At 46.2% G+C, this 1,012-nt stretch carries 1 pseudogene; it reads right to left on the bottom strand.

Features of this window, described 5'->3' with window-relative positions:
• Nucleotides 1–345: 345 nt before the first annotated feature.
• Nucleotides 346–663, bottom strand: a pseudogene (locus PG896_RS21000) (transposase); the annotation flags it as partial.
• Nucleotides 664–1,012 lie beyond the last annotated feature (349 nt).

Genomic DNA, 1,012 nt, shown 5'->3' with positions numbered 1-1,012 from the left:
CCAGCAGATCATTTTGGAGGTATTGGGTGAGCGCTATCGGCAAATTTATTCCTAAATCAGGTGCGGAATGTCGGATTCCGGAATCTGTGAACACCATTTCCGGAAAGTATGCGGACAGGGATTCTTCGAGCAGAAGCTGAGCTTTGAGGGGAGGCATCTTTTCGACTCACTGAACAAGCCAGCAGCCAAGCGCAGCGCGGCAGTTGTGGATCCAAGACGTTGGAACAGGACGGTTCATCTGACATCAGAGTACGTGCACTGAGGTGTCCGGAATCGGTGTACACGCAAGCCGGAATCAGCGTTCATTTTAAACCGGAATAGGTGTTCATTTTCGACCGGAATATGCAGCTCCATCGCTGACAAGCCTGTTTTGGTCTGTGACAGCAGGTGCATCGCCAGAAACCACTTGGTCAGGGGCAGTTTGGTATTGGCGAAAATCGTATTGCCGGTCAGTGAAAGCTGATGGCGGCAGTGATTGCATTGCAGCACGCGTGGCCGGCATTTCAACTGGCAGAAGGTCTTGTTGGCACACTCAGGACAGACGAAACCATGTGGAAAACGCCAAGCGAACAGCGCTTTTTCGCATTGAGCTTCGGAGCCATAGTCTTTGAGAAACTCAAACAGGCTGTAGCCTTTCTGGAATTGGACTTTGCTTTTGGCCATGATCTCGCACCTCGATAACTGTACGTAAGATCAGTATAGTTCGGGGTGACTGCTAATCATGGGTAATCAGGTTCATATAAATAAGGTAATCCCCCGGTTTTTCCGATGGATATTTACTCAACAACCATATAAGCACCATGACAGATATGTGATAATAGCAATGCCTGTTTGATGGCATACAAGAGGATCGATTGCCATATTATGGCAATTTTTAGCGGTGTTTTTTCCTGGTTTTTCCAGGATTTTCTCTATAATTTCATCATGTACACAAGCCAGGGCGAGATCGTGAACATTTTGTTAAAAATTAAAAATAGTTTTTTGCCTACAAAACAAATACTTATAGGCCTGT

The organism is Aeromonas sp. QDB30 (genome assembly GCF_027707645.1).
Taxonomy (GTDB): domain Bacteria; phylum Pseudomonadota; class Gammaproteobacteria; order Enterobacterales; family Aeromonadaceae; genus Aeromonas; species Aeromonas caviae.
The sequence above is the reverse complement of the archived record's forward strand: the minus strand, read 5'-3'. Positions and strand labels throughout refer to the sequence as shown.